The sequence below is a fragment of the Synechocystis sp. FACHB-383 genome (assembly GCF_014698605.1).
GTDB classification, from domain to species: Bacteria; Cyanobacteriota; Cyanobacteriia; order Cyanobacteriales; family Microcystaceae; genus Synechocystis; species Synechocystis salina.
The window spans coordinates 1-22,615 of the sequence record NZ_JACJTJ010000021.1; the positions used below are offsets into that span (position 1 = coordinate 1).

The 22,615-nt window shown below is 48.9% G+C and carries 17 protein-coding genes, 1 tRNA gene and 1 riboswitch; of the genes, 7 read left to right on the forward strand and 11 right to left on the reverse strand.

Annotated features, from left to right (window positions below; all coding sequences use genetic code 11):
• The first annotated feature begins 328 nt into the window (after positions 1 to 328).
• Positions 329 to 1,984 carry a mechanosensitive ion channel gene (locus H6G45_RS04620; protein WP_242018045.1) on the forward strand — a complete coding sequence of 552 codons (1,656 nt, stop codon included), beginning with the start codon at positions 329 to 331 and terminating at the stop codon, positions 1,982 to 1,984.
• 60 nt (positions 1,985 to 2,044) lie between these two features.
• Here H6G45_RS04620 and H6G45_RS04625 read toward each other — a convergent pair whose 3' ends face one another.
• Positions 2,045 to 3,169 (reverse strand): ParA family protein, encoded by a 1,125-nt coding sequence (locus H6G45_RS04625; RefSeq protein ID WP_242018046.1) that lies wholly within the window; start codon positions 3,167 to 3,169, stop codon positions 2,045 to 2,047.
• A 94-nt stretch (positions 3,170 to 3,263) separates the two neighbouring features.
• Positions 3,264 to 3,325: riboswitch (Glutamine riboswitch) on the forward strand.
• Between the two features lie 33 nt (positions 3,326 to 3,358).
• Between H6G45_RS04625 and H6G45_RS04630 the strand changes: the two genes are divergently transcribed.
• Positions 3,359 to 3,808 (forward strand): DUF4278 domain-containing protein, encoded by a 450-nt coding sequence (locus H6G45_RS04630; RefSeq protein WP_190597066.1) that lies wholly within the window; start codon positions 3,359 to 3,361, stop codon positions 3,806 to 3,808.
• A 110-nt stretch (positions 3,809 to 3,918) separates the two neighbouring features.
• On the opposite strand, the gene H6G45_RS04635 is transcribed toward H6G45_RS04630, so the two are convergent.
• The gene (locus tag H6G45_RS04635; RefSeq protein WP_190597068.1) at positions 3,919 to 5,241 is read right to left on the reverse strand and encodes a proton extrusion protein PcxA; all 1,323 of its coding nucleotides are present in this window, start codon (positions 5,239 to 5,241) and stop codon (positions 3,919 to 3,921) included.
• A 181-nt stretch (positions 5,242 to 5,422) separates the two neighbouring features.
• Here H6G45_RS04635 and H6G45_RS04640 point away from each other — a divergent pair, with 181 nt between their 5' ends.
• A complete protein-coding gene (locus tag H6G45_RS04640; RefSeq protein ID WP_242018047.1) occupies positions 5,423 to 7,504 on the forward strand; it encodes a hypothetical protein in 2,082 nt (693 codons plus the stop codon).
• 99 nt (positions 7,505 to 7,603) lie between these two features.
• On the opposite strand, the gene H6G45_RS04645 is transcribed toward H6G45_RS04640, so the two are convergent.
• The 8 genes from H6G45_RS04645 to H6G45_RS04680 form a co-directional block, all read right to left on the reverse strand.
• On the reverse strand, positions 7,604 to 8,836 hold the full coding sequence (locus tag H6G45_RS04645; RefSeq protein WP_190597070.1) for a cation:proton antiporter: 1,233 nt from the start codon (positions 8,834 to 8,836) through the stop codon (positions 7,604 to 7,606).
• A 300-nt stretch (positions 8,837 to 9,136) separates the two neighbouring features.
• A complete protein-coding gene (locus H6G45_RS04650) occupies positions 9,137 to 10,324 on the reverse strand; it encodes a response regulator (RefSeq protein WP_190597072.1) in 1,188 nt (395 codons plus the stop codon).
• 71 nt (positions 10,325 to 10,395) lie between these two features.
• Positions 10,396 to 11,286, reverse strand: a complete 891-nt coding sequence (locus tag H6G45_RS04655; protein ID WP_190597074.1) for an EAL domain-containing protein — start codon at positions 11,284 to 11,286, stop codon at positions 10,396 to 10,398.
• 544 nt (positions 11,287 to 11,830) lie between these two features.
• Positions 11,831 to 12,751 (reverse strand): RluA family pseudouridine synthase, encoded by a 921-nt coding sequence (locus H6G45_RS04660; RefSeq protein WP_190597076.1) that lies wholly within the window; start codon positions 12,749 to 12,751, stop codon positions 11,831 to 11,833.
• 124 nt (positions 12,752 to 12,875) lie between these two features.
• Positions 12,876 to 14,018, reverse strand: a complete 1,143-nt coding sequence (locus tag H6G45_RS04665; protein ID WP_190597078.1) for an FAD-dependent oxidoreductase — start codon at positions 14,016 to 14,018, stop codon at positions 12,876 to 12,878.
• Positions 14,019 to 14,051: 33 nt separating this feature from the next.
• Positions 14,052 to 14,939 (reverse strand): hypothetical protein, encoded by an 888-nt coding sequence (locus H6G45_RS04670; protein WP_190597080.1) that lies wholly within the window; start codon positions 14,937 to 14,939, stop codon positions 14,052 to 14,054.
• An 83-nt stretch (positions 14,940 to 15,022) separates the two neighbouring features.
• Complete coding sequence (locus H6G45_RS04675; RefSeq protein ID WP_190597081.1) at positions 15,023 to 15,544, reverse strand: hypothetical protein; 522 nt, start codon at positions 15,542 to 15,544, stop codon at positions 15,023 to 15,025.
• A 50-nt stretch (positions 15,545 to 15,594) separates the two neighbouring features.
• Positions 15,595 to 15,668, reverse strand: a tRNA-Arg gene (locus H6G45_RS04680).
• Between the two features lie 181 nt (positions 15,669 to 15,849).
• On the opposite strand from H6G45_RS04680, the gene btpA reads away from it, so the two are divergent.
• Positions 15,850 to 16,713, forward strand: a complete 864-nt coding sequence (gene btpA, locus H6G45_RS04685) for a photosystem I biogenesis protein BtpA (RefSeq protein WP_190597083.1) — start codon at positions 15,850 to 15,852, stop codon at positions 16,711 to 16,713.
• 116 nt (positions 16,714 to 16,829) lie between these two features.
• Entirely contained in the window at positions 16,830 to 17,861 is a 1,032-nt protein-coding gene (locus tag H6G45_RS04690; RefSeq protein ID WP_190597085.1) for a thiamine phosphate synthase, read from the forward strand.
• Here H6G45_RS04690 and H6G45_RS04695 read toward each other — a convergent pair.
• Entirely contained in the window at positions 17,841 to 19,610 is a 1,770-nt protein-coding gene (locus H6G45_RS04695; RefSeq protein WP_190597087.1) for a R3H domain-containing nucleic acid-binding protein, read from the reverse strand. The two genes, H6G45_RS04690 and H6G45_RS04695, sit on opposite strands and share 21 nt — an antisense overlap.
• Before the next feature lie 177 nt (positions 19,611 to 19,787).
• On the opposite strand from H6G45_RS04695, the gene H6G45_RS04700 reads away from it, so the two are divergent.
• Together H6G45_RS04700 and H6G45_RS04705 are read left to right on the forward strand one after the other, a co-directional pair.
• A complete protein-coding gene (locus H6G45_RS04700) occupies positions 19,788 to 21,170 on the forward strand; it encodes a CHAT domain-containing protein (protein ID WP_190597088.1) in 1,383 nt (460 codons plus the stop codon).
• 149 nt (positions 21,171 to 21,319) lie between these two features.
• Positions 21,320 to 22,567 (forward strand): bifunctional oligoribonuclease/PAP phosphatase NrnA, encoded by a 1,248-nt coding sequence (locus H6G45_RS04705; protein WP_190597090.1) that lies wholly within the window; start codon positions 21,320 to 21,322, stop codon positions 22,565 to 22,567.
• Positions 22,568 to 22,615 lie beyond the last annotated feature (48 nt).

Genomic DNA, 22,615 nt, shown 5'->3' on the forward strand with positions numbered 1-22,615 from the left:
TGTCCCGTTTCTCGTTTCAATTTAAGCAAATCCTGAACGGTCGTTTTGCTTACTTGAAACTGCTCTGCTACTTTTCTAATTGAGGTTCCACCACCTTCATAGGTCTTGACTATCCTTTCTCTTAGATCAACTGATAGAGCTGGCATTTTACTTTTCGATGAACTCCCCTGAATATTTGTCCCTCATTGTACCACCTCGTCACAGAATCTGCCGTATTAATTAAATCGATTAAGTTAATAAAATTAATTTTTCTTAACTTAAAATTTGTCTTGTTTTAAATATTTAGATATTATCCAAGGGACTTGTTAGCCTTAATTTTTAATAGAAAATGTTCAGATCAGAAATTTTTCTGGAACTTCCAATAATCACCAAGACAGCACCATTGCTTGGTCAAATTTCCGGTGACATGCCAAATATTGCCGGAGTAGCCGGAGAAAATCTAACGGAATCTCTCATTGGCTTGGGTAAAGCCCTGGTAATCCTAATTGTCGGTTGGCTGGTGGCCAATATCTGCCGGAGTATCACAACCAAAGCATTCCAAAAAACCCATTTGGACAATATCCTTGCCGCTAAATTTCTCGATAGCGACGAAGCTAAAACTCCCCCCGTGGAGCGATGGCTGGGGGACTTTGCTTTTTGGATTGTGCTCCTATTTACCCTAGTAGCTTTTTTTAATGCTCTGGATCTAGAAGCAGTATCGGAACCCCTGAACGGCCTACTTGAGCAAATTACTGTTTTCTTCCCCAGAATTATTGGAGCTTTAATTTTGGGTGCCTTAGCCTGGGCGATCGCCACCTTGGTGAAGCTTGTTTCCAGCAAAGCCCTGGGGGAATCGGGTTTATCCCAAAAACTGGGTTTGACATCCGAGGACGATGACTCAGAACAAGCCAGCAACGCCGCCAATAACCTGGGGGAAACCATCGGCAATGCCCTGTACTGGTTTATTTTTCTATTGTTCCTACCTTCAATTCTCAACACCTTGGGATTACAGGGAACTTTAGAGCCAGTGCAGGGATTGTTAGACCAAATCCTGCTGGTACTGCCCAACGTCCTCGGCGCAGTCATTATCGGCACCGTGGGCTGGGTGGTGGCTAAAATTGTCAGTCAAGTGGTCACTAATTTGGCCGATGGCATCGGCATTGATAGCTTAGGGGAGCGTTTCGGACTGCGGGGAGGAGAAGGTCGCCAAAATTTGGCCGATATTCTCGGTGTTTTTGTCTATGTATTAATCTTGATTCCAGTGGCCATCACGGCCCTAGACGCCCTGCAAATTAACGCCATTTCCGAGCCAGCTACGGCTATGCTTGACCAGGTAATGGCTTTATTACCGAAACTTTTTGCCGCCAGTGTGGTGATGGTTTTAGCCTTTGTGGCGGGTCAGTACGTAGCCAACCTAGTTAGTAGCCTGTTGAGTTCCATTGGTTTTGACAATCTCTTTGAACTGCTTGGCTTTGATCTCAATAGTCCCCAAGAGTCCGTTGACCAATCCGTTGAAGTAGATGGGGAACCCAAGGTAAACCTTCCGTCCGGTGTGGCGTTGAAAACTCCCTCCCAGTTGGGGGGCATCATTGTCCTAGTGGGCATCATGTTGGTGGCGACCCTGACGGCGGTGGATATTCTGCAAATTGCCGCCCTCACCACGGTGATGGGGGTCATTCTCCAGGTGGCGGCCCAGGTGTTAATTGGCTTGGTGATTTTCACCTTTGGTCTCTATCTGGCCAACTTGGCGTTTAAGTTGATTACCAGCACCGGCACCCGTCAATCCCGTTTACTTGGTCACACCGCCCGTATTGCCATTTTGGTATTGGTTTCGGCCATGGCTCTGCAACAAATGGGCATTGCCCCCAATATTGTTAATTTAGCCTTTGGTCTTTTGACTGGTGGTATTGCCGTGGCGATTGCCTTAGCGTTTGGGCTTGGGGGTCGGGAAGTGGCCGGGGAAAAACTTCGCCAATGGCTGGATTCCTTTGATGAAGAGAAATAGAGCCACATTACCAAATCAGTATTTACCCAGTCCCCGTTAAATAATGATGGGGGCTTTTTCTTAGCCAAAGGCTTCTACTTTTTGTAAAAATTCCTGGGTTAACTTGATAAAAGCCTTAGACCCCGCCGTATTGGGCATGGAAGTGACCACCGGCATAAAACTATCCACCGCCTTGGCCACATTGACATCCATGGGGATGGACTGCTGAAAAAGTTGCCCCGGGGTGAAATCCGTTTGCACCCGCCGCATTACTTGGTTATAGTAACGACTCATCAGGCCGCCACCGGAGAGGATGAATACCACTCCAATTAGGTTGATGTTCAGGGGATCATCAGACGCTTTATGGCTTTCTTTCAGTTTTTCAATTCTTCTTTCTAGTAACTGCATCCCCACCACCGATAAAGGTTCCGGGCGGGCTGGCAACAAATAAAAATCACTGGCCGCAATGCCACTGCGGGTCAGCAGATTATAACCAGGGGCACAGTCGAGGATGACAAAATCGTATTCCTCCAGCACTGGCGCTAACATTTCCTTGATCAACGTCCCCTCAAACTTATTCCACACCGTCTCAAAGTTCGGATTTTCCGTGGCGATCGCCGCTTGGTGGAGCTTTTCCGAAACCAGGTATTCATCGTAAAGTTCAATGTCTCCGGGTAGTAGTTCCAAACCCTCAATCTGACAAATTTCTGGGCAGATAATATCGAAAATATCTAATTTACTGTAGGGATTGGGCTGGATAGCATTACCCAACAAATAACTGAGGGTTTTCCCTTTTTTGCGGATGCCAGCAAAATCATGGGGCGCCATCAAACTGAGGGTGGCACTAATTTGGGAATCCAAGTCCAGCACCAAAACCCGTTTTTGAAAATATTTGGCCAGGCAGGTGGCGAGGTTAACGGTCAAAGTGGTCTTGCCAACTCCTCCCTTCATATTGACGGTGCTGATGATTTTGGCCATGGGCAATAGGAGTAATGAAAAACTTTGGCAATGGTACAGGCAAGGGGAGCCATGGTAGGTAGCCCTTCTAGCAGACAGGGCACTCCCGGTCCGAGGTTCCAGCCCAGCAATCAAATAAAAAATCAATGGATTTCTTTGATCCCATAGGTGGAAGCTATGCCAAGCCGAGCCGCCATAAAGACGATGAAGTTGGACCAAACCTTGGCCAATGGCTGTTAGGCGTGCCATGGACAACCCTTAAGCAAATGTTAAGAAGTCCTCACTTAACTCGGTAAACCTTGACATAATTTTGCAAAAACGTAAAAATGGATACAGAAAGTAAATCGTTCATCTTCTCTTTTTGAAGAAGACGGAAGTAGGGATATATTCCTGAAGGAACGCGCCTCCTCTACCTTCAACAACAATTAGGAGCGCACTATGCAATTAAGTTACCGTGGAGTCAGTTACGACTACAATCCCCCCAAAGTGGAAACCGAAGTTTTGGGGCTGGCCGGCAGTTACCGTGGTTTGGACTATCGTTTCCGTCGCACCACCGCCAAAAACGTCATTCAACCTAACGTCAATCTAACCTACCGGGGAGTTTCCTTTAACCCCGCTCGGGATTTGCAGCCCGAACTGTACACTGCCACCAAAAAAGTGGAAGTTGCTGCGGCCCCCAGCCAAATTTCTTTCCAGGACCGGGTCCGGGCCCGTCTGCACAGCAAAACCCAGGCCATTAAAAAACGCCAGCAATCTTTGTTGGTACGTTTAGCTGAGGAAATTGGTTTGAACACCGACCAAGCTGTCAACAGTGCTGTCCGCATCCAAGGTAAAGTTTTGGCTAATTTTCGTTCCGACTATGCCAGTCAAGGCGTGGCCATGAGCTAGTTTAATTTGACTTTCGGGGCCCAAGTTAGTTACTCTTACCTACTAATTAGTCGCCTCAATTATTCTATTTCCCCCTTGGGCACTGCGCTTGGGGGAATTGTTTTGCCAAGTTACTCATTCATGTTGCGATAAGTCGCCACGGCGGAGGGAGAAATGCCGTTCAAATAACGGAAGATCCAATATTTAAAGACTGTGTCTAAAATTACCGGAAAAGTAGCAATGAAAAGAAAGTTAAAATCTTGATTTTCCGGCAAGCCAAAATGACGGGCAATACTAGCCAAAATCACTTCCCAACCGTGGGGAGAGTGGAAACCAACAAACATATCCGTAAAGAGAATAATCAAAAATGCTTTAGCTGAGTCGCTCAAGCCATAGACAATTTCGTCAATAAATTCTTTTAAAACTTCGATTTCCCGTTGACTATTAATCAAAACAACCGAAAAGGCCACCAGGGAAAAAATATCAGCAAAAATGTTGGCGATCGCATTAGTGCTAACCTGGCGGTAGGTTTCGGAAATTTCCTTGGCTTTTTCCGCTAGCTTTTCCTCTTTCTCTGCCGGTGAAAGTTTGTTGCCAAAGCCCAACAGTTCTCGAAAGCGGAGGGATTCTTCAAAATGACTCAATTCCTGATAGGCTTCTGCTTCCATACTCTGGTTAATGAACACAATTTCATTATTGCGCTCAAAAAATGATTCCACTGAAGGCAAAAGAAAAAATGTTTTAGTTAATTGGTGGGCCAAAAGAGGCACAATAATTAAAGTTAAAATAAATTTAATGGAGAGGGCAGTTTTATAGCGGGAATTGCGATACTGTTTGAGCACCTTTTGCTCTGTGTCGCTGGACTGGGGGTCCATTTCCTGCTTCAAACGGTCGATGGTACGTAAAAAGGAACGGGGTAAAACACCCGACTTCTGGGTAGCAGTGTCGACCTTTTGTTGGGTATCTTCCCGCCGAATGTATTGAAAACCTTCCCGACGTTTTTTGCTGACTTGTCGTTGTTTGTTAACAGCTATGGCAGGTAAATCTAGCACCCCACCATTGGCAATTTGCTTGGGGGGATGAATCTGGGGGAGTTCGCCATCGTAGCGCTGTAATATGTCATCAATAAATTGCAGTCGGTCAAGAATATATTCCGTTTCTGGATCCTGTTTAACCGCCGGATCTAGACTCAGAATTTTGACAAATTCTTGGTCACTGTTGAGGTGGTAAATTTCCTGCTCTATTTTCCTCAGATGCCGTTGAATTTGGTTGGCAAAATAAGTGACGGTGTCGGCACTGTAATCGCAATTTTCTGGCCCTATTTTTTTGCCTTGAAAGTATTGATCTTCAATTTCCTTTATTTTTAGTGCAGACCGGAAGGCTTGCTCCAGGGATTTTTGTGAAGATCTGCCAAACCACTGGGTTGCCCCTTGCCACCAATTTGTTAAATCCATTGACTGATGATTGGGTGAAAAAACAGCTAAGATGTTGTTTGATAAGGTTGTCTGATAAAGTTTTGGTTTCCGTTCAAGCTGCCCAAACTACGGTGGCCTAGGGTTTGACCCGTAAGGTTTTGGGATTGAGCAATACAGGGAATCTTAGCAGAACCAACGGGAACTATCAGGGGTAAAAGATTTGGCAGAAATAATCTGGCTAGAAGGGCGATCGCTCAGCGGCAAAACCCATCAATTAACCCAGTTATATGGCCAGTGGTGGCAAAGTTTAGAATTTCACCGGGGTCTGGATCAACCGACATTGGCTTTGGTATTGGCGGCCAATGGCCAAACCCGACGGCGCTTAAGCCGTAGTTTGGAGCGGGAAATCGGCGGCGACGCACCGGTAATGGGCAAAACCCCCCTGGGACTGATGAGGGAGGATGTGCATTTATTTTGGCCACTATTGCTAGAGGAAGGGATTACCCGGCAACTTTTCCCTACCCAGTTGCGACCGGAAACGGAACAATGGTTGGCGGTGGAGCAATGGCAGAGTCAATATCCAGGGCGGGATAGCTCCTTAAATGCAGCCCAGAGGTCTAGGTTAGTCCGTAATTTGTTGGATTTGGGTCAGTTGGCGGGGGCGGCGGGTTGGCAAGATCGCCAGGTGTGGGAACGATTAACAGCAGGGGAAATCAGGGTAACCCCAGGGGAAATTACCCCAGAAGAGGCGATCGCCTTTTGGCAACATTGGCGGCAATGGTGTTTGGAAAAAGGATTTTTGACCTACGGGCTGATTTTTCACTGTTATGGACAATATTTACTGAAAAAACCTCAATATCAGCAATATTTACGACAACGCTACGACGCAATTTTTGCTGATGACGTGGACGACTATCCGGCGATCGCCGTGGATTTATTTAGTCAGTTGCGGTCCCATTGTTCCTGGGCTGTCTTTAGCTTTAATCCAGACGGTCAGGTGCGTTTGGGGTTAAATGCCGATCCCGATGCTTTGACGGTGCTGGCCCAGGGGGCTAAGGTGGAACGGTTAGAAAGACCAACGGGCATTGTGCCCCAATTATCGGCCCAGGTGTTGACTCTGCTCAAAGACCCCCGATCGCCGGATATATTGCCGCCTCAAGTGCAGACTCTGCAAACCTTTTCCCGGGCCCAACTGTTGCGACAAACGGCAGATCAGATTATTGCGGCAGTGCACCAAGGGGAAATTAGGCCCCAGGACATTGCCATCATCGCCCCCGGTCTGGACGAAATTGCCCGCTACAGTTTTTTGGAAATTTTTAGTAAAGCTGGCATTGACACCATCGCCCTCAATGAGCAACGCCCCCTTAGTAGTGCCCCCTTAATTCGCAGTTTATTAACCCTGTTGGCCTTGGTGTATGACCTGGGGGAATGGGCCCGCCGAGAACAGGTGGCGGAAATGTTGGTAATGCTGAGTGAACGACGCTCTGGAACCCACACCACTCTGGCGATCGATCCCGTGCGAGCAGGGCTATTGGCGGATACCTGCTACGCCATTAATCCCCAAGCCCCGGCTTTGATGCCCATAGAGCAATATCCCCGCTGGGACCGTTTCGGCTACCAAGCTAGCCAAGCCTATGGCGCTTTACGGGATTGGTTAAGCCAGCAAAAACAAGCCTTGGCCCAGGAGACACTATCACCAGTCACCATGCTGGATAGAGCTATCCGTGAGCAACTGCCCCCGGAACATCACCTCACCTATGGGGAATTGACTTCTTTGCGGGAATTGATGGAAACTCTCCAGCACTTTTGGCGCGTACAAAGCAAACTCCAGGGTAATTCCTACCCCAACGGGGAAAACCTGCCCCAGATACGGGAAAAGCTGGCCCTATTTTTGCAACTGCTTAGTCAAGGCACGGTCACAGCCCAACCCCGACCGGATATTCCCGATTGGCTACCCCCACCACCGGCCATTACCCTGGCCACCATTTACCAATACCGTTCCCTCCGTAGCCAACACCGCTGGCACTTTTGGCTGGATGCTGGCGATCGCCTCTGGGAAATGGGGGGAGCATCCCAGCTATTTGGATCGCCACTGTTACTACGCCATCGAGAACCAAAGCCCTGGACGGAACCAGAACAATTACAGTGGGACCAGGAACGCTTTGAGCGCATCGTGCGGGATTTATTAGCCAGGGTAACGGAAAAATTAGTACTCTGTCACAGTGAAATTAGCGTGCGGGGCACAGAACAGGTGGGTAGGCTCTTAAATATTATTCAACGGGCGGAAAATTTATCCATTTAGCAATAGCCATGGCAACAGAACAGTTTCAAAACTTAAACCATTGCTTGTGGAAGAATCATCAATACTTGAGCTGGATTAAAGCAAAGGCAATCAAAGCTTTTAGCGGGCTGGTGCAGGATAAATTCTGACTACCAAAGGAGAGGTAATAATGGTAGTAATAATTGCCATGATCACAAACATGGTAAAAATTACCGGAGAAATTACACCTAGTGTTAGACCCACGTTGAGAATAATCAATTCCGTCAAACCCCTTGTATTCATTAGCCAGCCCAAGGCTTTAGCCTCTTGTTTTTCCACTCCCATTACCCTGGTAGTCACATAAACCCCCCAATATTTACCGGCGATCGCCGCCGCCACCACTAAGGCGCACACTGCCCAGAGATAGGGTTTATTTAGCAAACCAAGATCTGTACTTAATCCACTATAGGCGAAGAAAATAGGTAAAAGAAATGTGGAAACAAAATCTTCAGTTTTAGTGGTTAATTCTGCGTTTAGGTTTGTATTTTTAGGTAAGATTGCCCCCAGAATAAAGCCACCAAAAATCACATCAATGCCAATCCACTGCGTGATCATAGCTGAGAGAACAACCATAATATAAATAAAAGTTAATAATCCTTTGTTGAGGTAATTAGTTTGGCCATAATTACGAAGAATATATTTAAATAATTTTTGTCCCAGGGTCACCATAAAAACGGTATAAACAGCGATGCCCAATAGGGTGGGTAAGGCACCGAAAATATTGTCCGTACGGGTCACCGCAATGGCGATCGCCAATAAACACCAAGCACTGATATCATCCACCGAAGCACAGGTTAAACCCAGGGTCCCGAGGGGGGTTTTATCCAGGCCGGTGTCCTTTAAAATACGCGCCAGCACCGGAAATGCCGTAATCGACATGGCGGCTCCAATGAAGAGGGCGAAGGGAATAAAGCTGGTTTTATTGGGTTGATTGAGGGAGTAGAGGACAAAAAAAGACAGCACTACCCCCAGCACAAATGGAAAGAAAATACTGACATTAGAAGTGACAATGGCAACTTTTAATTTTTGCCGCAGATGTTGGGGATTAAGCTCCAAACCCACTAAGAACATATAAAAAATTAAGCCAATTTCCGAGAGCAAATATAGAAATGGCTGGGTAGTGGCGGGGAAAAAACTTTTTTCTAGGGTAGGGGACAACAGACCGAGGAGAGAAGGCCCCAACATAATCCCCGCAATAATTTCCCCGATCACAGGGGGCTGTTGAAAGCGGGCAAACAGCAGACCGATCAGGCGAGCCAAGCCAATAATCACAACGATATTGGCAAGAATTAGCAGTAGAGTATTGGTGTCCATGGTTGTTGTGACCCATCCAGGCCTTGATTTCCCAAAGTTTGATTGGGAAAAACAATATCCTGCGAAAAGCACAATATACCAGATACCAAGGTAGATGATGAACTACTAACTACTGCCCCAGGTTTATCAGATCAAGTCTGTTCAGTAAAGAGCAGTAACTCCCTTTGACATCAGTTACAACAGGTTATAGGTAGTCCCTTTAATTTTGTGTAAACTGGGATTCTAGTGATAGAAAAACGGGACTTCTGGCCAGGCTAAAATATCAAAAACAACTTAGTGATTTTATGATCATGCCCACCCCTAGGCGGGGGCCACTTCCCGCAAATTAGTTTTGACTTTTAGTAATAAATCCTGGGGTAAAAAAGGCTTTTGCAGATTATCATTCACCCCAGACATTTTGGCCTTGATGCTATGGACTAAATTGTCATTCTCCACCATTAACATAATGGGCACCTGTTTAAGCTGGGGCGATTTACGACATAGAGAAGCTAACTGGTAGCCATCCATTTTTTCCATGTCAGCATTAATCAAAATTAAATCAGGACTTTGACCTTGGAGGGAAGCCAAAGCCTTAAATGGGTCGGTAATGGTGTTAACTCGATAGCCACCTTTTTCTAGGGTATATTCGACAACGTGCTGATGGGTTTGGTTTTCGTCCACACTAACCACCAAAGGACGGTTATCAATGGCAATTTCCTGGTAGGGGAGCATGGTAATATCCCCAGCTTTGATTAAATTTCGCATGGCGATCGCCAATTGGAGAGTGCTCAATTTGGTGGCACTGGCAATGTCATAAAGACAATTCAAATTCTCCAAACTCTGTTGAAAAGCTTTCCAGAACTCTTCTGTGGTCTCGAAATTAGCCTTTGCTAAAGTCCCCTGCAACTTCCGGACATCCTGCACCAAAGGCCGTTGAAAGGGAGAATTAATTTCTGAACGTAATTCCCACCAGTAATTTACTTTCTTCTCAATGGGGCCCACCGCCTGCTCCAAATTCAGATTCAAGAAAAGATGTCTTAATTTGTTGTTAGGATCTAGGCGATATTCAGTTTTAGGTAGGGAAAGGGCCTGGACTAGAGCCTCTTGGGTAAACTGGGTTAATACTGACCGAGTTTGCTGAAAGGAAAAATACTTTTTTTTCCATAGCTCACAGATATAGTTATAGTCACTATCCAACTGGGCGGGCAGTTGCAGATGACCCTGCTGGAACAACTTGCCCAACATATAATTCAGACGCTTCCCATTACCCACCGCGCTGTTAGCGAAGTGAATTTTGCCGTTACCCAGGTAAATTTGCCAATCAACAAATTCATCAAAGGGATTGCGGATAACCAGTTGACCGGTGAACTGCTCGGCCATTAACTGCTCCAATAGCTCCCGAGGAATCGCCCGTTTAATCTCATTATCTTGAGATTTTTGGAGCCTAGGGAGCTGCAATTGATTAGCCATGGCACGATCCTCGGAAAAGGGCAGGGTCAAAGCGGTCATAAAAATTTTTGATTTAGTTATTGATTTAGCTAAAGATAAACAACGGAGCCGATGCCCGCAATTTTAAAAACCTAATGGGCGTCGATCGCCTTGCTCGAAGTTTTGGTGGAACAACAATGGTGGAGATAATGGGTCATCTTGTCTTCGTTCAGGGGGCAACTGAAGAAAAAACCCTGGAGCACATCACACTGCAAAGATTGAAGTAAATGGAGTTGGCTTTCTGTTTCCACACCTTCTGCCACCACAATCAATTGCAAACGTTGACCAAGGTTGATAATGCTTTCGAGGATAACTTCCGCCTTTTGGTGCGTCTCCAAATCCGCTAAAAAAGATTTGTCAATTTTTAATGTGTGGACGGGTAGTTCCTTCAGCACTGATAGGGAAGAGTAACCAGTGCCAAAATCATCGATCGCCAAATATACCCCCAATCGTTGTAGGTCCCGGAGAACCCCAATGGTGTGCTGTAAATCTTTAAAAATTAATCCCTCGGTCACCTCCAACTGTAGTTGGGCTGGGGGCATGTCAGTTTCCTCCAGAATCCGCTGGACCGTCTGGGCAAAATCAGCTTTCTGCAACTGCTGCAAGGATAAATTCACTCCCAACAAAAAAGGAGGCACTCCCTGGGCTTGCCACATTTTATATTGACGACAAGCGGCCCCTAGGACCCACTCGCCAATGGCCGTTACCAGTCCCGCTTCCTCCGCTATGGGAATGAATTCTGTCGGGGAAACATTACCCAACCTAGGATCTTGCCAACGGACCAGGGCCTCTACCCCCACCAAATTAATTCCCTGCCCATCCCATTGGGGTTGAAAATCCAGCCTGAATCCACGCTCTGTTACCGCCTTAGCTAGGGCCTGCTTAATATATTGCTTGCGATCAGTGGAGGCTGGGGTGGCAATCTCAGCCTGAGAAAAACTATTCTCAGCCAAGGACAGGGGAAAGCGTGGAAATATAAACATAGATTTTCCAGGATTCAATAGGGATGGCTCCAGGGGAGGAACTTGGCGACCGGCGGACTCTCTTTGGAGGTCTAGGTCTAGGCACAGGACAGAATCAATACATGGGATTCAGGAAGGGAAATCTTAAGATTTTCTTAAGACTTTACACTAAGATTCTTAAGGGATTGTTAAGCCAGTGTTAAGAATTGTAACAGAGTCTCAGGATAGAAACAATCAGCCAATCGATTTAATCCTCTTGCCAGGCCAGACAGAATCCAAGCTTTGTGGATAAATCTAAATTAACTGGAGCAGATGGTAGCTAGCCTGGCGATCGATAGTCCGTAACATTCAGCACCTTTGCCCTTTGAAAGGGGAGTAACATGCACAAAAGTTACTTTAAAATTGCGTTATTTGCATTTAAGGGTTGACTTCGACCGCAAAACACGAACAGAGGGTCATTAATGTCAAAGCTGGAGTGGGGTTGGGCCGTTGTATTTGTTTAGGTAATGGTTTTAGAAAGTTGAATTGAGTTTATTCTATTCACTGCGGTTCGCAATGGTCGGTATCAACTATCACCTTTGAGCCTTAAGTCGGGGGGGAGTGGAGCCGTTAGAGTGATGTTTTTTTGGGTACGGGGATGGAGAAAACCCAGTTGGTAGCTGTGGAGAATATAGCCACTGTCACTTGGCCGGGCGTTGGTTTGATGGTTGAAAGGGACACCGCCGGGGTCGTAGAGGCGATCGCCAAGCAAAGGGTAGCCCAAGCTGGCCAGATGAATGCGAATTTGGTGGGGTCGGCCTGTGGTAATTTCCACTTCTAGCCAGGTTTTTTCGGGGGATCGGGCTAAAATGCGGCCGTAACTGTGGGCTGATTTGCCATGGACGGTGGCCCCATAGAGATAACCGAGGGGAGCATAGGGAATTTTCCCGATCACCTGGTGACATTCAAATTGTTCCGGCAAAGTACAGGGACCGATGAGAGTGCGGTAAATTTTGCGGCAACGACGTTCCCGAAATTGACGGCTGAGTTCCCGCCTCCCCAGAGCAGAACGACCAAGCAATAAAAGCCCTGAAGTGCCGGTGCCCAAGCGATGCAGGGGAAACAATGATTCCTGGGGAAACTGAATTTTTAATTGTTCTAAGACGGTGTGGTAAACAAAATCTCCCCCCGGTAACACCGGTAATCCCGCTGGCTTATCAATGGCCCAGATGTCTTCATCCTGGTACAACACCGACAAGCTTAGGGGCACATCCGGCTCAGCCCAGGGCGATCGCCAATAGGTGAGAATTTGTCCTGATTGCAGAGGGTGATGGGGATTGATGGGCTGACCATTGAGCTGAATTTGTCCCCGTTCAATGCGTTCTTGCCAAGTTTGGCGATCGGAGTGGCCATAGCGTTGACTGTAGAAATCCAACACTGTTTGACCTGCTCCTTTGGCATTGATCCGGTCAGTGTAAAGCCAACCTTGATTAAGCTTATTTCCCAATCAATTGCTCCTCATTTTGCTCAACATAGTGTCACCCAGTAGCATTGAATAAAGTCTATTGATATTTTATTGATCATTGACATATGACTGGGTAACTTTAATTCTACTAACTGCCCATTTTGGGTCAAAACTGTTCCATAAATTGACGGTCAATGTAGTCCTTAAGCCTCCACCAACACTGGCCGCAACTAGCCCAAGGCCCCCAAAGGGCGATCGCCTTGCCATCTCCGGTGCCCAGCAAACTCAGGTATTGGGACTGGGGGATAAATGGTTTTAGGTCTTTGCCTAGGCCAAATCTGCACAGATTGTCGAACAGTGGCTTTCCTTGGCGCACAGCAAATACCCCCGCCTTGGGTCGAGGCTGGTCTACCATGGTGGCCACATCCCCCGCCGCAAAAATATGGGGATGGGAATAGCTCTGTAAGGTTGGTTTGACCGAGATAAAGCCCCGGCCATCTAGACTTAAGCCGGATTGGGCGAACCAAGGGGCCGGGCTGGCTTGGGTTACTAAAAACACAGCGTTAACCGATCGCCAATGGTCATTACTCCCAAGTTTGTAACAGGTTAATCGACTATCATCGGGGGAAAGCTCGCGCTCAATGGTGGTGAGAGGACGATTTAGTGCCACGGTAATATTTCGCTTCGCCAACAATCTCTCAATCAGTTTTCTGCCCTGGGCACTATGGTGCGATAACAGGGTTGCGCCCCGTTGCCAAATTTGCACATCCAAAGCCATGGCGGGGAAAAGCTTCACTAAACGAGCTTGCACATTAAAAGCCAACTCCAAGCCCCCGGCCCCTCCCCCGGTGATCGCCAAGGTGAATTTTTCCGGTCGGTTTTGGTCAATGTTCTGCAACAGGGCTTGCCAAGCGGCCAAAAATTGGGGCACCGGCTTAGCGGGAATGCCATATTCTGCCCCGGCAATATCGTCAATAAAGGGGGTGCTGCCAATGTCAAGGGAAAGGTAATCAAACCTCCACTGTCCCCGCTCCTGGGTAGTTAGTAAATTGCGTTCTGGGTCAATGGCGATCGCCTTATCTTCCCCAAAGTTAACCCCCGCTGAAGCACACAGCCTGGGTAAATCAATATGACTTTCAGCATGGGAATAAAAGCCCGCCACATGCCCCGGTAACATACCGGAATAGGGAGTTTGGCTAACATCGCTGATTAACGTTAGGTCCACAGCGGCCAGGGGATGGCGACGCCAATGTTTGAGCACCAAGGCATGGCTATGGCCTCCCCCCACCAGCAGTAGTTTCTTGGCCATTTTTGTTGATCAACCAGATCAGCATTAGGCGCATTAAATTTCCGCCACAGCCCGTTCGATTAAGCGGTGGGCTAGGGTTTGGATGCCCGTGTGCTCGTAGTAATTGGTGGACATGTCAATGAAGGCGGCCAGATAATCCATTTTATCCTCCGTCACCTCCATGAAATTCCGCAATTTGCCCAACACTTTCTCCCTAGTAAGCTGGCGATCGCCGACAAAGCCGGTCATCCAGCCCTGCACAGAACCAAAACTTTCACCGATAAAATCCAGTTGACTGCTGGTGCTATTGCCGGGAATGAGGGGCTTAATTTTGTTAAAAGTCTTGTTTTCTTCCAACTCCTTGGGGGTCAACTTTTCCAAAAAATCCATGGTGGTCAGGACAAAACTGGGACCAAAGGGAATGATGCCGTCAAAACTGATCAGGGCGGCCATGCGCATCAAGGACTCACCGCTGTAATCCGTCAGGGAACGGACAAAATCCCCAATGCTATTGCCGGGAATGCCGTTAATTTGGCAGAAAGCCACCAATTCCGCCACCAATTTAATGGACAGGTCAATGGCCTGGGCTTTTTGGGGATTGGGGGTAATTTTATTTAAAAAACCGAGGAAATTAATACTTTCTCCCACCTTATTGGCCAGGGCCGCCGCTCCCAGAGCACTGTCGGTGGAGTCCACGGTTTGGTAGAGCCAGAGGGCATTTTGATAACCCTGGGACTTATCGTTAAACAACCACACTGCCCGATCGCCAATTTGTTTCACCAAGGCAGGATCGGTTTCCCCAGTCACTTTTTTGATTGTATTTTCAAAACCAACCAAATTTTCCCATTGCCCCGGCACAACAAAATCCAGGGAATTGAGCAACATCACCGTCAACCCGCCCGTAGGTAGGTCATCCACTAACTTAAAAATTGGCTTACTCACGCAAAAAACTCCTGTTTGATCGGTGGACTATGGGTTGGGAACTTTGGTAACTAAACGGTTTTAACTTTTTTTCTAATTTCCTGTTAATTCCTGGCGCTCAAATTTTCTAGCCCCTTGAGATCAAACTTAGCCAGCCAAGCTTCCCGCTCCTGGGGAGTGAAAGACGGCGATCGGGATAAAACCTTGACCTGATAACGATCGCCCACTAACAAAGCCGTGCCAGTGGTACCCTGTTGCACTACGGGAAAACCATCAATCGCTTGGGTGCTGGCCTTAAATTTATCCGCTGCGGTGGGATTATTTTTGACGTCATTGATGGACATTACCGCCACATCTTGACCATTTTGTTTGAGTTTAATTTCCGCAAAGCCCTGCTTTTCCTGGGCAAAGACCCGTTCATACTCCCCTTCAGCTTGGGGGAAAAAGACATTGAACTCTCCCCCTTTGGAGGATTCCTTGGTGACTGCCTCAGCGCCCCGTTGGGTGCTTTCCTGTTGGGCCTGGTCAAACTGGGAAGGGGGTTGACTAGCGCAGGCGGCGGTGCCAAACCAGAGTAGGCCCAGCACCAGGGTGAGGGAAAGGAAGCGGGTGAGTCTTTTTCTCATGGTTAGGGGGGTGAGTGTTGACAGCAAAGGGAAAAATGGTAGATAGGAAGCGAGGTTGGCCGGAGTCGAACCGGCGGCCCAGCGCTTAGGAGGCGCTTGCTCTATCCGTCTGAGCTACAACCTCAGGTCAACAACTTATTCTGCCATATCCCCTAAATCATACCCTGAGCGGTGAAACCGGCCCCCGGTCAATTTCCCTGGTAGGGTACAATTCTTAATTGGCTTAGCTTTGTTTAATTTACAACCCGCCTGTCTTGGACAACGAGGGCCCGACCGGTACCCAGGGGCGTTTAGGATCGAGTGCAGTGGATTTATTTCAAACTTTTCAGACCCATAATCCTGTTATTGGCGTTGTACACCTCCTACCATTGCCAACGTCGGCCCGTTGGGGGGGCAATCTCACCGCCGTCATTGAACGGGCAGAACAAGAAGCCACGGCCCTTGCCGCTGGGGGGGTGGATGGCATTATTGTGGAAAACTTTTTCGATGCCCCTTTCCCCAAACAAAGGGTAGATCCGGCAGTGGTCAGCGCCATGACCTTAATTGTTGATCGCCTGCAAAATTTGGTGGTGGCCCCGGTGGGGATCAATGTCCTGCGTAACGATGCCCATAGTGCTTTGGCGATCGCCAGTTGCGTGGGGGCAAAATTTATCCGGGTTAATGTGCTCACGGGGGTCATGGCCACGGATCAGGGCTTGATTGAAGGCAATGCCCACGAACTGTTGCGCTATCGGCGGGAATTGGGCAGTGACGTGGCCATCCTGGCCGATGTGCTAGTCAAGCATGCCCGACCCTTGGGTACCCCCAATTTGACCACCGCTGTAACGGATACCATTGAGCGGGGTTTGGCCGATGGTATTATCCTGTCTGGTTGGGCCACGGGCAGTCCCCCCAATCTAGAAGACTTGGAACTGGCCACCAACGCCGCCAAAGGCACTCCAGTGTTCATTGGCAGTGGGGCAGACGAAGACAATATTGGCCAGTTGATCCAAGCGGCCAACGGGGTAATTGTGGCCAGTTCCCTCAAGCGCCACGGCAATATTAACGAAGCCATTGACCCCATCCGAGTCTCCGCTTTCATTGAAGCCATGGCCGAGGGGTTAAAGGCCAAGCCCACTAAGTCGACAGGGGTGGATGCTCCCACGGGGACAAAATCAGTGGTTTGTTGAGGATGTTGTCGTTTAATTACAAAATTTTGCTGGATTTAGCCAAATGAGTTTCCCTAGCATCAACTTGGGGAGTAAATGTGGCGAAAAACCCGTTTTTTCCTATCTGAGCTAAACAGATGCAACAATCTTCCCCCATGGCGATCGCCAGAATTTTGGATGCCAATTTAAACCGGGCCCGGGAAGGGTTACGGACGGTGGAAGAATGGTGTCGTTTTGGTCTGAACCATCAGCATTGGGCAGAGGAATGTAAACAACTGCGGCAAGCCCTGGCTCCCTGGCATCAAGACGATCTGCGGGCGGCGAGGGACACCCCCAATGATGTGGGCACCCGGTTGACCCATCCCCAGGAAAGCCAACGGACTGATGTGCGGGCGCTGTTGCAGGCCAATCTCTGTCGGGTGCAAGAAGCGTTAAGGGTGCTGGAGGAATACGGTAAACTGCGAGATCCGGCCATGGGAGCCTGTTGTAAACAGTTACGCTACCGGGTTTATGCCCTGGAAAGCGGGTTGTTGGGGGCTAAACTAGTGCAAAAATTAAGGCAATGTTCCCTTTACTTGGTCACTTCTCCCCAGGAAAACTTACTGGCTACAGTGGAAGCGGCCCTCCAAGGGGGATTGAAGCTAGTCCAGTATCGAGATAAAGACACGGAAGACCAGTTACGGTGGCAACGGGCGAAGGATTTGCGGCAATTATGTACCCAGTACGGAGCTTTATTTTTGGTCAATGACCGGGTGGATTTAGCTTTAGCAGTGGATGCTGATGGAGTCCATTTAGGACAGCAAGATTTATCCATTGCTGTGGCCCGTCATCTACTGGGCCCCGATAAAATCATTGGCCGTTCCACCACTAACCCAGAGGAAATGGCCAAGGCGATCGCCGAGGGAGCGGATTACATTGGTGTGGGCCCCGTGTATGCCACTCCCACTAAAGCCGGGAAAAAGCCCGCTGGTTTGGATTATGTACAGTATGCGGCCGCCAACTCCCCGCTGCCCTGGTTTGCCATTGGGGGGATTGATGGGACAAATCTGGGGAATGTTATGGAAGCCGGTGCCAACCAGGTGGCGATCGTCCGGGCCATTATGGAAGCCCCAGATCCCACCCAGGCCACAGCCCAATTGTTGACCCAGCTAGGCGGGATAAATCCTTAGGCGACGGTTCGGCTCATCCCCAAAGCTATCCGACTGCAAACGGTAATGTTCCACCAGTTCGTGTTGCATCTTCCGTACATGGGGCGATCGGGGTAACAGTTCCACCGGTTGCCCTGTGGGAATAACAATCTGCTCCACAGCTAAACGGGCTTCCTCCAGGGCTTCTAACTCATCGTTACTGCCACTGCGGGTAAATAAACGCAGATCGGCCGCCTCAGCTTTGTGGGGTTCGTCCATGCCCAAAATCCGTTTCAGAGCCCGGCTAATTTGGGGAATGGTGTTGGATTTAACCCCATAGACGGGCACCTGGATACCCTTGGCCATCTGTCGTAATTTTTGGTTGCCTTTGACATGGGAGCGCAGGGCCAACACCGCATCGGCTTGGTGGACATCTTTGGTGACAGCCACTGGTAACTGCAAAATTTCAATCACCTGGTCTAACTGTGATCGCCCGACGCCGTAGGGGTAAACATAAACCGGCAAATCTTCACCGTTGGGCCCTGGTACCCTGACTTTGGGTTCATCATCCCCCTCCCACTGTTGCCAGGACTGTTCCAGTAACCGCTCAAAATCCCGCACTTGATCGGCGTTGGCATGGAGGGGGGCTTGGGGTTTCATCCGCCCAGTGGAACGTAAACCTGTGGGTCTTGGCCGCAACTGGCGATCGTCCACTAACCCCAAAGAAAAATAGGGGGGCGGTTGGGGCGTTTTTTCCTGGGATTGGGCTTCCACCGTTTCGATTTGTAGCTCCCCTTGCTCATTCATATACCGTAACTGTTCCACCGGAGGGCGGCCCCGCAACAGATTATCGATGGTTTGGGCCACATCACTATGGATAGTCCATTTTTGCCGCTCCAACATTTCCACTGCCATGGCAAAGGTGGGGGGAGCTTTCCTTTCCAGCACAGTCTTTTGGGAACCCCGTCGCCGGGCTTCGTCATCCCCCAATGTGACCGCTTGAATGCCGCCCACTAGGTCTGAGAGGGTAGGATTTTTGATTAAATTCTCCAAACGATTACCGTGGGCTGTACCGACCAACTGCACTCCCCGTTCGGCAATGGTGCGGGCGGCCAAAGCTTCCAACTCCGTGCCAATTTCGTCAATGACAATCACTTCGGGCATATGGTTTTCCACTGCCTCAATCATCACCTGATGTTGCAATTCCGGCCTGGCCACCTGCATTCTCCGGGCCCTACCGATCGCCGGATGGGGAATGTCCCCGTCCCCGGCAATTTCGTTGGAGGTGTCGATGATCACCACCCGTTTATGCAAATCATCTGCCAGCACCCGGGCAATTTCCCGCAGAGCAGTGGTTTTGCCTACCCCAGGTCGCCCCAGCAGCAGTAGCGATTCGCCAGTTTCCACCAGGTCTTGGATGAGGTTAATGGTGCCAAAGACCGCCCGGCCTACCCGACAGGTCAAGCCGATAATTTCGTTGGTGCGGTTACGGATGGCGCTGATGCGGTGCAAGGTTCTTTCAATACCCGCTCGGTTATCACTACTGAACAGCCCCACTCGGTCGATGGCATATTGCAAATCTTCCCTGGCGATCGGACTATCCCCCAAATAGACGGCGGTGCCGGGGAAGCGGGCCTCCGGTAATCGCCCTAGGTCCATGACCACTTCCACTAACTGTTGCCGCTGGGGGTGATCAGCGATGATGGCTTGAATAGAACGGGGCAGAATGGTTAATAGCTGTTCGAGGTCGTCAACGGGGTAATCCTGATGGGCCAGGCTAAGTTCCGACATTATGGTGGTAAGGGCTGAGTTTATAAAATTTTCTAATTACCTACGAAGATAACAAAGTAATCTGCAAAACTGGGATGATTTCTGCCAAAATCGACTAGTAACGTTGAAGGGCAGCGGTTCCCACCGCAATCAGAGAAATTCTTGACCGGGAATCGCCCCAAACCAAGGGGACTAAAAATGACAACCACCATATACAGCAGAGTTATCCGCCCATTATCCCTCGGCGATCGCCGGAGTTTGTCCAGGTCTTTAGTTAAAAAAATGATGGCAGTGGGCCTGGGATTGACCTTGGCTAGTTTCGGTGTGGCCCCTGCCTTTGCCCAAACCATGAGCGAAAAAATTGTCGCCATGGAAAAGGCCCGGGAACAGGAATTCGCCGCCTATTTTGGCGAAAGTCTGGCCGAAGTGACCCAAACCCCAGAGGATATTGCCCTCACCCTGCAAAAAATTGCTGCAGAAACGGGCAAAAAACCCGCCGTGTTATGGATCATTCCCGAAAAGGAATTTCTACATTTGGTACTAGTTACCCCTGACCTAGACCCCATTGTGGTGGATTTACATGACGTACCGGAGGCGGTGTTAAGACCGGTAGTGGCCACCTTTCAGCGGGAATTACAACTATCCCAAACCGTCAACGTCAATCGCCGGGAATCGGCCCAGCAATTGTACCAATGGATTATTGCCCCCTATGCTGAAACCTTAGAAGCCCAAGGCATCGACACCTTGCTCTTTTGCTTGGGTAATGGGGTGCGGGGTTTACCCATGGCCGCCCTATTTGATGGCCAAGAATATCTCCTGGAGAAATATAGTCTGACCAATATCCCTGCTTTTAATTTGATTGATAGTAACTACAAACCACTTCACCCGGGCAATATTTTGGCCATGGGGGCATCGGAGTTTGCTGACCAAAGTCCTTTGCCAGCAGTGCCAGTGGAATTGGACAATGTTCTTTGGGCAATGACCATGGATCGTACAGACGAAAAACGTTGGCAGGGGGAAACTTTTCTTAACCAGGATTTCACCATTGATCGTTTCCAGACAGAGTTGGCCGAAAGGCAACCAAACATAGTTCACCTGGCCACCCATTCTTTTTTTCGTTCCGGTAAACCCAGTAACTCCTACATTGAGTTTTGGGACGATAAGTTGAATTTGGACAAAATGAGCCAAATAAATTGGCCGTCCTCAACTTTAGAGTTATTGGTACTGAGTGCTTGCCAAACTGCTCTGGGGGATGACGAAGCAGAACTAGGTTTTGCTGGCCTAGCCCTCAAGGCTGGGGTTAAATCGGCCTTAGCTAGCTTTTGGAATGTGGATGACGGGGCGACATTGGTACTGATGACTGAGTTCTACCGACAATTGGGTCAAACCACCACTAAAGCCGAAGCCCTACGCCAGGCCCAACTAAAAATGCTCCGGGGAGAATTGACCTCTGAACTGGAACAGTCGGGCATTTCTCGGGGGGCGATCGCCCTGCCACCATCCCTAATTGATCTGGGGCAAACGGATTTTTCGGCTCCCTACTACTGGGCATCTTTCACGATGCTTAGTAGTCCTTGGTAAGCGTTGGTGAGCACCGGTAATCCATTAAGTTCTTGGCAGTACCCTTTGTTACTCCAGGTGGAAGCTTGGTAAATTCCACCCATAGAGGGGTGCGCTTAGACTCAATGTTATGATCTATTTAACACCCTCTCCTATCCTATTTTTTGGCAATGGCTTCTGTTTCCTCCCGGCCCAGTAACGGTCTTTCCGCCCCAGAATCCAGCACTGTTCCCTCCCCCCAACAGATCAGTGCCCAGAGGAGTATTGCCTCTCCGGACGCCATTTCTCCCCGTATTCCCGCTGCTAACACAGCTCAAATCATCAAACTCCAGCACCATCTGGAAGGACACCGGGGCCAACGGTTTATTTTGGTAATTCAAGATTTTCCTGACCCCGATGCCCTCTCCAGTGCCTGGGCATTTCAACTGATTGCGGCCCAGTACGAAATCCAGTGTGAAATTGTTTATGCTGGCACCCTTTCCCACCAGGAAAATATTGCTTTGGTGAAGCTGACCGGCCTGCCCGCCAAACGCTGGGGCCCGCAAATGCTCAAGGATATTGACCTCTCCGATTACCAAGGCTGTGTATTGGTTGATAGCCAGGGCACCAATAGTCAACTGATGCCTTTAGTACAAGAAGCAGATATTCCCGTTGTGGTGATTATCGACCACCATAGCCAGCAAGAGGAAGTAGAAGCGGAAAATGCTTTTGTGGATATCCGTCCAGGCAGTCGTTCCACCGCCACCATTTTGACTGAATATCTCCAGGGGGGCACGTTAGATTTCAATAGCAGTAACCCCACCCACGTTAAATGCGCCACCGCTTTGATGCATGGCCTGCGCTCCGACACCATTAACTTGCTCCAGGCCCAGGAAGCGGAGTTCATGGCGGCGGCCTACCTCAGTCGCATCTATGATGCCCAGTTACTCAATGCAGTCCTGCAATCGGCCCGATCCAAACGGGTGATGGAAGTGATTGAGCGGTCTTTACAAAATCGAGTCGTACAAAATAACTTTTCCTTGGCAGGGGTGGGTTATCTCCGCTACGAGGAACGGGATGCCATTCCCCAGGCCGCGGACTTTTTAGCTACGGAGGAAAACGTACACACCGCTTTGGTTTACGGCATTGTCCATGACCGGGCCAATGATATTGAGTTGGTCATTGGTTCCCTCCGTACCAATAAGCTGACTTTAGACCCCGATGAATTTTTAAAAGATAGCTTGGGGATGGACGGCGCTGGACGTTACTACGGTGGTGGCCGGGACATGGCCGGGGGGTTTGAAATTCCCGTCGGTTTCCTAACGGGATGTAATGACCAAGCGGAATATACCAAGCTGAAATGGGAAGTGTTCGATCGCCAGTTGAAGCAGAAATTTTTCCGCCTCATTAACCCCGACCATCGGGTGGTCCATTCCTAATGCCGACTAGGATTTGTATGGCCTAGGAAAAATTGGGTTTCATCGAAC

What these genes read in the sequence shown, in the direction of transcription:
- H6G45_RS04620 (WP_242018045.1), top strand. Translation starts at nt 329, where the DNA reads ATGTTCAGATCAGAAATTTTTCTGGAACTTCCAATAATCACCAAGACA.
- H6G45_RS04625 (WP_242018046.1), bottom strand. Translation starts at nt 3,169, where the DNA reads ATGGCACGCCTAACAGCCATTGGCCAAGGTTTGGTCCAACTTCATCGT.
- H6G45_RS04630 (WP_190597066.1), top strand. Translation starts at nt 3,359, where the DNA reads ATGCAATTAAGTTACCGTGGAGTCAGTTACGACTACAATCCCCCCAAA.
- H6G45_RS04635 (WP_190597068.1), bottom strand. Translation starts at nt 5,241, where the DNA reads ATGGATTTAACAAATTGGTGGCAAGGGGCAACCCAGTGGTTTGGCAGA.
- H6G45_RS04645 (WP_190597070.1), bottom strand. Translation starts at nt 8,836, where the DNA reads ATGGACACCAATACTCTACTGCTAATTCTTGCCAATATCGTTGTGATT.
- H6G45_RS04650 (WP_190597072.1), bottom strand. Translation starts at nt 10,324, where the DNA reads ATGACCGCTTTGACCCTGCCCTTTTCCGAGGATCGTGCCATGGCTAAT.
- H6G45_RS04655 (WP_190597074.1), bottom strand. Translation starts at nt 11,286, where the DNA reads ATGTTTATATTTCCACGCTTTCCCCTGTCCTTGGCTGAGAATAGTTTT.
- H6G45_RS04665 (WP_190597078.1), bottom strand. Translation starts at nt 14,018, where the DNA reads ATGGCCAAGAAACTACTGCTGGTGGGGGGAGGCCATAGCCATGCCTTG.
- H6G45_RS04675 (WP_190597081.1), bottom strand. Translation starts at nt 15,544, where the DNA reads ATGAGAAAAAGACTCACCCGCTTCCTTTCCCTCACCCTGGTGCTGGGC.
- H6G45_RS04690 (WP_190597085.1), top strand. Translation starts at nt 16,830, where the DNA reads ATGCAACAATCTTCCCCCATGGCGATCGCCAGAATTTTGGATGCCAAT.
- H6G45_RS04695 (WP_190597087.1), bottom strand. Translation starts at nt 19,610, where the DNA reads ATGTCGGAACTTAGCCTGGCCCATCAGGATTACCCCGTTGACGACCTC.
- H6G45_RS04700 (WP_190597088.1), top strand. Translation starts at nt 19,788, where the DNA reads ATGACAACCACCATATACAGCAGAGTTATCCGCCCATTATCCCTCGGC.
- H6G45_RS04705 (WP_190597090.1), top strand. Translation starts at nt 21,320, where the DNA reads ATGGCTTCTGTTTCCTCCCGGCCCAGTAACGGTCTTTCCGCCCCAGAA.